The organism is Oceanisphaera sp. (assembly GCF_052084945.1).
In the GTDB taxonomy this organism is placed as follows: Bacteria; Pseudomonadota; Gammaproteobacteria; order Enterobacterales; family Aeromonadaceae; genus Oceanimonas.
In genome coordinates, this window is record NZ_JBQDEX010000062.1 from 1 (window position 1) to 9,208 (window position 9,208).

A 9,208-nucleotide genomic window follows, 5' to 3' on the forward strand; every position below is an offset into this window, starting at 1 on the left:
AAAAAAGCCCCTACACATGGCGTGTAGGGGCGTGTTCATCGATAGAGTGGCGCTATTTCGTTACAGCTTAGCCAAATACATTGAAGCTGTCGGCATTGAGCCATAGATGGGCCAAAATACTTGCCGCATACCCTAAAAAGATTGCCGGGGCCCATTTTAAATGACCAAAAAATGTATACATACCTCGTGCCTGCCCCATTAGCGCTACCCCCGCCGCTGAGCCAACTGACAGTAAACTACCGCCCACGCCGGCCGTTAAGGTGACCAACAACCAGTTACCATGAGACATTTCTGGCTCCATGGTCAATACCGCAAACATCACCGGAATATTATCAACCACCGCCGAAATAACCCCTAATGCAATATTGGCATAAATGGCATTCCAGCCGCCATAGAGCACCTCTGACATCAGGGCTAAATACCCCATAAAGCCAAGGCCACCCACACACATAACTACCCCATAAAAGAATAATAAGGTATCCCACTCCGCTCGCGCTACGCGGCTAAATACATCAAAAGGAACCACACTGCCTAAGCGTTTCAGGGCTTCTTCATCCCCGCGCTTAGCCGCCATTATTTTTTGGCGGGCTACCGATTGCGGCAATGTTTTACGCAAGAAGTAACCAAAGAATTGCAAATAACCTAAGCCCGTCATCATGCCCAGCACCGGTGGTAATCCCAGTAAACTGTGGCAAGCAACGGCTGTTGCAACCGTTAATAAAAACAAAAATACGATACGAAATGCGCCACGCTTTAATACGGCTTTTTCATATACAGCGACTGGACAACGATTTTCAATCACAAAGCTCATCAGTACCGCAGGCACTATGTAGTTGAGCACAGAAGGAATAAATAGAATAAAGAACTCATTAAATTCTATAATGCCCGCCTGCCACACCATTAGCGTGGTAATATCGCCAAAAGGACTAAAAACACCGCCAGCATTGGCCGCAATCACAATATTAATACAGCACAGATTAATGAACTTTTTGTCGCCCTCAGCCACTTTAATAACCACTGCGCACATTAATAATGCTGTGGTTAGGTTATCTGCCACCGGAGAGATAAAGAAAGACATAATACCGGTCAGCCAAAACAAAGATTTATAACTGAAACCTCGGCGTATCATCCAGCTGCGCAGTGCATCAAATAACCCCCGGTCTTCCATGGCATTAATATAAGTCATGGCGACTAATAAAAAGAGCAGCAATTCAGCATATTCTAGCAAGTTATGGCGAAAGGCCTCTTGAGGTAAATCGCCAAAGCCATTATTGACATAAGTCCAACCAATCGCCACCCAGATAATACCAGCAGCCACCAATACCGGCTTAGACTTACGTAAACCTAAATACTCTTCCCCCATAACCAACAGATAAGCCAGAACAAAGGTAATAACGGCGAAAATACCGACCCAAGTAGTGGTTAAATCTAGCGGTACTTCGGCCGCAAATACCGAGGGGCTGAACACAGCAGCCAGCCCCCCTAGCATGGATAAGCACAGTTTGCTTTGCATGATGACTCTCTCACTTTTTGTTATTTTAGCTATAGTTACGTTGGGGGTTATTCTATGCATCCCCTCGCAAGCAGGTTAACATAAAGCCCAGAGCAAGGCAGGCAACATTACTCGGGCTCGGTCGCACTTTTAACGTTAAAGTACAGTATATTTTTTAATTATCGCTTGCGCTTAGTCACCTTCTCTGTACTTAAGAGTAACCTGTAAAATCATCGCGAAATATTCACATATTTAGTCTTGTTTTTTGCATTAATTTTCACGATTATGTTTCTTTGAATTAGTTATTTAAAAGGATTTTCTGTGCGCGATACCGATGCAGCCTTGGTCAAAGCATTTCGTCAGTCTAGCCCCTATGTCAACCTTCACCGGGGCTCAACATTTGTCGTTATGATAGGCGGCGAAGCCATCGAACAAGACAACTTTCCCAATATTGTGAGTGATATTGCGCTGCTAACTAGCCTGGGCATTAGACTGGTGATTGTGTTTGGTGCTCGGCCACAAATTGATAGGGGCTTGACAGAAGCACAGCTTGAAAATGTGTTTCACAAACATACTCGGGTTACCGACGAGCATAGCTTTCGCATTATTAAAGATGTGTGTGGTGGCTTACAAATGGACATTATGGCCCGATTGTCGATGGGGCTCATTAACACGCCCATGCAAAATGCCCGTATTAATGTGGTTACTGGTAACTTTGTTACCGCACAACCGTTAGGCATTGATGATGGTGTTGATTATCAACACTCGGGCCGCGTACGTCGCATTCATACCGACACCATCAATCATCAGCTTGCCAATAATGCCACTGTCTTGATCTCACCCATTGGTTTTTCAGTAACAGGCGAAAGCTTCAATTTGTCATCAGAAGAGCTGGCCCGTCGCTTAGCCATTGAATTAAAAGCCACTAAGCTTATTGGCTTTTGTTCTCAGCACGGCGTAACAGATGAAGCAGGTGAAGCCATTCCTGAGCTGTTTCCTGAAGAGGCAGAAACGCATTTACAGCGCTTAATGGCTGAAGGCGACACCTTATCGGGCACCGCCCGCTATTTGCGCGCAGCCATTGCCAGTTGTCGCGGTGGTGTATCGCGTAGCCATTTGGTGAGCTATAAAGAAGATGGCGCACTTATTCAAGAACTGTTCACTCGTGATGGCCTAGGAACACAACTAGTCAACCAAAGTGCAGAGCAAGCACGTGTGGCACGCATTGATGATATTGGCGGTATTTTAGACTTAATACGGCCCTTAGAAGAAGATGGTATATTAGTGCGTCGCTCTCGTGAGCAGCTTGAAATGGAAGTCGATCAATTTACCATTATTGAAAAAGACGGCGCTATTATTGGCTGCGCAGCCTTGTACCCCTTTCCTGATGAGTCAATGGCGGAAATGGCCTGTGTGGCGATTCACCCTGACTACCGCCGGGGTAGCCGAGGCGATATGTTGCTCCAAAAAGTAGAAGAGCAAGCAAAAAAGCGGGGCATGAGTCGATTATTTATTCTTACCACGCGTTCTATTCATTGGTTTAGAGAGCGAGGTTTTGAGCCGGTGGATGTCAGTGCGCTGCCCATGGGTAAGCAGGCGCTGTATAATTATCAACGTCGCTCTAAAATTATGATGAAAGATTTGTTTTAGAAGCCAGTTTACACTGTACGCTAGACCTCACTTTCGTCATTATTACCTATTATTGTCCCTATCAAGGAGCTGTACGTGAGTCAGTTGACCGTTGCTAAATTTGGTGGCACTAGCGTGGCAGATGCACACGCTATGGAGCGTTGCGCCGCCATTCTCGAACAAAATCCAGATACCCGTTTAGCGGTGCTCAGTGCCAGCTCAGGGGTAACTAATATCTTAGTGGCGCTGGCTTGTGGCGAACACCAGCCTGAGGCTCGCGCAACACTACTGCAACAGTTAACCGAGCTTCAACAAGATATTCTTAATAGCTTAGAAAAACCAGAGACACTGACCCGCCATATAGAAGATATATTAATACATATTAAAGAGTTGGCCGACAGCGCCGCTATTAGCCCAACACACGCGCTACACGATGAAATAGTCGCGCAAGGTGAGTTAATGTCGACCCGGCTGTTTGTTGAGCTATTGCGCCGCCGTGGTACTCCAGCAGTGTGGTTTGATATCCGTAAAGTGATGCGCACCGATGATAAATTTAGCCGAGCAACGCCCGATCTTGCTACGCTACAAGCAGAAGTTGAAAAAGAGCTACAACCATTATTCACTAATGAATTAGTGGTCACTCAAGGCTTCATTGGCAGTGCGCAAGATGGTCGAACCACGACTCTGGGCCGTGGTGGCAGTGATTTTTCTGCCGCCTTACTCGCCGAAGCGCTAGGGGCAAACGCCATTCAAATTTGGACCGATGTGCCAGGTATTTATACCACAGATCCTCGCCTGGTCAGCACTGCGCGCCCTTTGCCTGAAATAAGCTTTAGTGAAGCCTCTGAAATGGCCACGTTTGGTGCCAAGGTATTACATCCAGCAACCTTACAACCCGCAGTACGCCAGCAAATTCCGGTATTTGTGGGGTCCAGTAAAGAGCCTGCTGCTGGTGGAACTTGGATTCGTAATCATACCGACAGTCAGCCACTATTTCGTGCCTTAGCTTTACGCCGTAACCAGGTGCTGCTAACGCTAACCAACCAAAGCATGTTTCAAGTACATGGTTTCTTGGCCGAAGTGTTTGGTATTTTAGCTAAGCATAAAATTTCGGTCGATTTAATCACCACATCGGTGATCAGTGTCTCGCTTACGCTAGATTCAGGTGCAGAATCATTAACCGATGAAGTGCGTGCTGAATTAGATAAGCATTGTCACCTTCACGTTGAAGAAGGACTAGCCTTAGTGGCACTCATTGGCAATCGCATGAGTGAAGTCAACGGCATTGGTACTCAGGTATTTAAAGCCTTATCTGAAGTGAACATTCGCATGATCTGCTACGGTGCTAGCGCGCATAATCTGTGCTTTTTAATTCCCGAAGACAATGCCGACCAAGTACTAAACGACTTACATACCGAGTTATTGCCTAAGTAAAAAGCCATACGCCATAAGCCAAAGAGAAATATCAGTATTAATCTTTAACTTATAGCGTATAGCGTAAGAGTTATTGCGGCTTATCGAAGGGCTGGGGTTCGTCTGTTAGCTCACTCACATGCACTTGAAAAGGAATGGCTTGGTCGTTTTGTAATAAAACAAGCTGGCTTTGTATATCTACTTCTAACACATAGCCTGAGCTTTCAGAGGTATAACAAATCATACCGGGGCGTACATCATGAATATCCATATTCATCCCTCATTTACACCATAAACCAAAAAGGCCAGCGCATTGCGCTGGCCTTAGTGTACTACTTTTTACCCTTTTGACGTTGTTCCCACTTACCATCCACGTAATGAGCCGTCCAGCCGGTGGCTTTTTTCTCGATTTCAGTCATCACATACTGCTCTTTATTCTTACGACTAAAACGCACCACCGCTTTATTACCATCGGGATCTTTTACCGGCGCCTCAGTTAAGTAGGTAAACTTAGGAGACAATCGGTCTTTAAAGCGCACTAACTCTTCAACCAAGGGAGCCCGCGTTTCTCTCGATTTAGGGAAGTTACTGGCAGCCATAAAAATACCTGCCGCCCCATCACGCAGTACAAAATAGGCGTCTGATTGAGTACAAGGCAATTCAGGCAAATGCACCGGATCTTCTTTAGGCGGCGCAACTTCGCCATTTTTTAAGATCTTTCGAGTATTCTTACACTCTTCGTTAGTGCACGCCATATATTTGCCAAAGCGCCCAGTTTTAAGCTGCATTTCAGACTCACAACGCTCACAGTCAATCACTGGGCCTTCGTAACCTTTAAGCTTAAACTGCCCCTCTTCTAGCTCATAACCTTCACAGTCGGGGTTTTGACCACACACATGCAGTTTACGCTGCTCATCAATTAGATAAGCATCCATGGCGGTGCCACACTTATGGCAACGGTGTTTTGCCCGCAGTGCTTCAGTTTCGGCCTCATCGTCATTGGCCAACACAAACTCATCCCCCGGAATCAGGTTAATGGTTTGTTTGCAGCGCTCTTTAGGGGGTAGTGCATAACCAGAACATCCTAAGAACACCCCGGTGCTAGCGGTACGAATGCCCATTTCTCTACCACAGGTGGGGCACGCAATATCGGTAAACACCATTTCATTGGTACGCATACCGCCGTTGTCTGCAGGCTGTTCGGCTTTACCTAACTCTTCGCTAAACTCGGCATAAAACGCATCTAATACTTGTGTCCAGTTCAGCTCACCATCGGCAATTTCATCAAGCTTGCTTTCCATTTGCGCGGTAAAGTCGTAATTCATCAGCTCAGCAAAGCTTTCTTGTAACCTATCAGCCACAATTTCGCCCATCTTTTCTGCATAAAAACGACGACTTTCTACCTTAACGTACCCTCTATCTTGAATGGTAGAAATAATAGACGCATAGGTTGAAGGACGACCAATGCCACGCTTTTCTAGCTCACGTACTAAGGCTGCTTCACTAAAGCGTGCTGGGGGTTTGGTAAAGTGCTGCTTAGGATCCAGTTGCTCAAGCGTTAGCACTTCTCCTGCTTGTACGGCAGGTAATACGGTATTTTCGCCTTTACGACCTGCTGCAGCCTCTTGTACCTTAGTCCAACCAGCAAAGCGTAAAATCCGACCTCGGGCCCGTAACTCATAATCATCGGCGTGCACTTTAATGGTAGTGCTGTCATATAAGGCCGGCACCATTTGACAGGCCACAAACTGGCGCCAAATAAGGTCATACAAGCGCTTAGCATCCGCCTCCATTCCTTGAAGCTGGCCAACATCTAGCGTTACGTCAGAGGGACGAATCGCTTCGTGCGCCTCTTGTGCATTGGCTTTAGCGCTGTACACATTAGGGTTTTCAGGCAAGTAACTAGGGCCATATTGCTCTTGAATATAGTCTCGTGCACCGGTTACTGCTTCTTGGCTTAAGTTAGTAGAGTCGGTACGCATATAGGTAATGTAGCCGGCTTCGTACAAGCGCTGCGCTAACATCATAGTGCGCTTAACCCCAAAGCTTAACCGCGTGCTAGCGGCTTGTTGTAGAGTCGAAGTAATAAAGGGCGCTGGTGGCTTACTTTGGGTGGGCTTATCATCCCGAGAAGCCACTTTAAAGCTGCTGGCATTAAGTGTAGCAACCGCCGCCATGGCATCGGCTTCGTTATTTGGCCTAAACTCTTTGCCCTGATACTTGGCCACCGCCATCGAAAGCGCCAGCTTTTTATCATTAGTAAGCTCAGCTTGTATATCCCAAAATTCCTCAGGAACAAAGGCTTTAATCTCACGCTCTTTTTCTACTAATAAGCGCACCGCAACAGATTGCACCCGACCAGCAGATAAGCCCCGAGCCACTTTTTTCCATAGCAGCGGCGATACCATATAGCCCACTACACGATCTAAAAATCGTCGGGCTTGTTGTGCATTAACGCGGTTTTGGTTTAATTCTGATGGCTCGCTAAAGGCATCTTGAATCGCCGATTTGGTGATTTCGTTAAACACCACCCGCTTAAAGCGTGAATCGTCACCGCCAATCAGCTCTTTGAGGTGCCAAGCAATGGCTTCCCCCTCGCGGTCCAAATCCGTTGCGAGATAAACAATGTCGGCTTTTTCGGCAAGCGCTTGCAGCTCAGTCACTACTTTCTCTTTGCCTGGCAGCACTTGGTAATTGGCTTTCCAGCCATTTTTAGGGTCGATACCCATGCGGGCGATCAACGCCTTTTGATCTTTTTTCTGTTTGAGCTTGGCTTTTTCTTCTGGGCTCAACGATTTAGTGTCTATTTTTTTAGCCGGTGCTTTTTTAGCAACCGATGAACCGGCTGTGGGTAAGTCACGGACATGGCCGACACTGGATTTGACGATATAGTCTTTACCCAGATATTTGTTGATGGTCTTTGCCTTAGCAGGCGATTCCACAATAACCAGCGATTTACTCATAAAGCGCGTTTAAATCCTTAAGGTCTGGCCCACATTGGGGGTCCGGCGGCAAGGTAGTGACGGCTGTATAAGTGAAAACGCCGCAAAATGCAAATTTGCCAAGCTCGTGCCGGAAAAAATTAATGATATATCTCTGTACTTATTAACACCTTGATACTAAAAAGAATCAACTGCTTTTTTGATTAGTCTGTTTGTTCGAGCGCTTTTTATGCATTGTTGACATAAAGATGCTAGCTGTTGTTAATGTAAGGTTACACGTAAAGACAAAGTTTCACTACACTGACCCACATTTGCAGGCTTACTCGCCGCAAGATCAATGGAAGGTAGGATAATGGCATCTAATATAAAAGAAACCGACACTCGCACTTCGTACGAGGTTAACTTTGATGGCCTAGTAGGACCGACCCACAATTATGCAGGGTTATCTTATGGTAATGTTGCCTCACAACAACATGCCCATGCGCATTCCAACCCAAAGCAGGCCGCTAAGCAAGGCTTACAAAAAATGCAGACGCTCAGCGAGCTGGGGTTAATGCAAGGCGTGCTAGCGCCTCAAGAGCGCCCAGATATGGCTACGCTACGCCAATTAGGCTTTAGCGGCAATGATGCTCAAGTATTAGAAAAAGCCTATCGTGAAAGTCCGGCCTTACTGGCTGCTTGTTACTCTGCATCAAGTATGTGGACTGCTAACGCTGCCACTGTATCGCCCAGTGCCGATACAGTGGATGGCCGCGTCCATTTCACCCCGGCTAATTTAGTGAATAAGTTTCATCGTTCCATTGAGCATCAAGTAACCGGCCGTATTTTGAGTCGAGTATTTCCTGATACTGCGTATTTTTGCCATCATAGCGCCCTTCCCGCCAACGAGGCATGGGGCGATGAAGGTGCGGCTAATCACACCCGCTTATGCGCCGACTACGGTACACCAGGGCTTGAGTTGTTTGTATATGGTCGTAGCGCTTTTGATACCCGCTTGCCAGCCCCAAAGCATTATCCGGCTCGCCAAACGTTAGAAGCCTCTCGGGCTGTTGCGCGGCGCCATGGGCTCAATGAGCAGCGCGCCCTTTTTATTGCCCAAAATCCGGCGGTGATTGATCAAGGCGTGTTTCATAATGATGTAATAGCGGTTGGTAATCAAAACGTGCTTTTCTATCACCAAAGTGCTTTTTTAGACACCCCAGTAATTGTGCAACGCATTCGCCAAGCAATGCCCAATACTTCCCTTTATTTTATTGAGGTGTCACAAGAACAAGTGCCTGTGTGTGATGCTATTCGTAGCTATTTATTTAACACCCAGCTAGTCACCCTACCTCTGGGCCACATGGCACTGATAGCTCCGTTAGAATGCGCTGAAGTCAGTTCAGTTAAGGCGTATTTAGATACATTACCGTATTTAAATACCCCCATAAAAGAAGTGCACTATATTGATGTTAAGCAAAGCATGCAAAATGGAGGTGGCCCCGCCTGTTTACGATTAAGAGTGGCTTTAAATAATACAGAGTTAGCCGCCACCAACTCAGCCTGCTTGATGAACAAGACGTTATTTCACCGCCTTAATGGTTGGGTCGAACAACATTATCGTGATCGATTAAACATAAATGACTTACGTGATCCAGCTCTACTACAAGAGTCCCACGCAGCCCTTGATGAGTTAACACAGATATTACAGCTAGGCGCAGTCTATCCGTTTCAGCGTTAAGCAAACCAGAGG

6 protein-coding genes are annotated in these 9,208 nt (G+C 46.5%); 3 read left to right on the top strand and 3 right to left on the bottom strand.

Translation table 11 applies throughout. The features are described from left to right. Positions 1-67 precede the first annotated feature (67 nt). A complete protein-coding gene (gene nhaD, locus ACTHY5_RS07225) occupies positions 68-1,513 on the bottom strand; it encodes a sodium:proton antiporter NhaD (protein ID WP_441878204.1) in 1,446 nt (481 codons plus the stop codon). A gap of 300 nt (positions 1,514-1,813) precedes the next feature. Here nhaD and argA point away from each other — a divergent pair, with 300 nt between their 5' ends. Both argA and lysC read left to right on the top strand, forming a co-directional pair. Continuing rightward, positions 1,814-3,142, top strand: a complete 1,329-nt coding sequence (argA, locus tag ACTHY5_RS07230) for an amino-acid N-acetyltransferase (protein WP_441878206.1) — start codon at positions 1,814-1,816, stop codon at positions 3,140-3,142. Positions 3,143-3,217: 75 nt separating this feature from the next. Next, on the top strand, positions 3,218-4,555 hold the full coding sequence (gene lysC / locus ACTHY5_RS07235; protein ID WP_441878208.1) for a lysine-sensitive aspartokinase 3: 1,338 nt from the start codon (positions 3,218-3,220) through the stop codon (positions 4,553-4,555). Between the two features lie 70 nt (positions 4,556-4,625). On the opposite strand, the gene ACTHY5_RS07240 is transcribed toward lysC, so the two are convergent. Then, positions 4,626-4,805: a hypothetical protein gene (locus tag ACTHY5_RS07240; RefSeq protein WP_441878210.1), complete on the bottom strand. Its 180-nt coding sequence runs from the start codon at positions 4,803-4,805 to the stop codon at positions 4,626-4,628. A gap of 61 nt (positions 4,806-4,866) precedes the next feature. Then, a complete protein-coding gene (gene topA, locus ACTHY5_RS07245) occupies positions 4,867-7,497 on the bottom strand; it encodes a type I DNA topoisomerase (protein ID WP_441878212.1) in 2,631 nt (876 codons plus the stop codon). Positions 7,498-7,828: 331 nt separating this feature from the next. On the opposite strand from topA, the gene astB reads away from it, so the two are divergent. Continuing rightward, the gene (gene astB, locus ACTHY5_RS07250; protein ID WP_441878214.1) at positions 7,829-9,196 is read left to right on the top strand and encodes an N-succinylarginine dihydrolase; all 1,368 of its coding nucleotides are present in this window, start codon (positions 7,829-7,831) and stop codon (positions 9,194-9,196) included. Positions 9,197-9,208 lie beyond the last annotated feature (12 nt).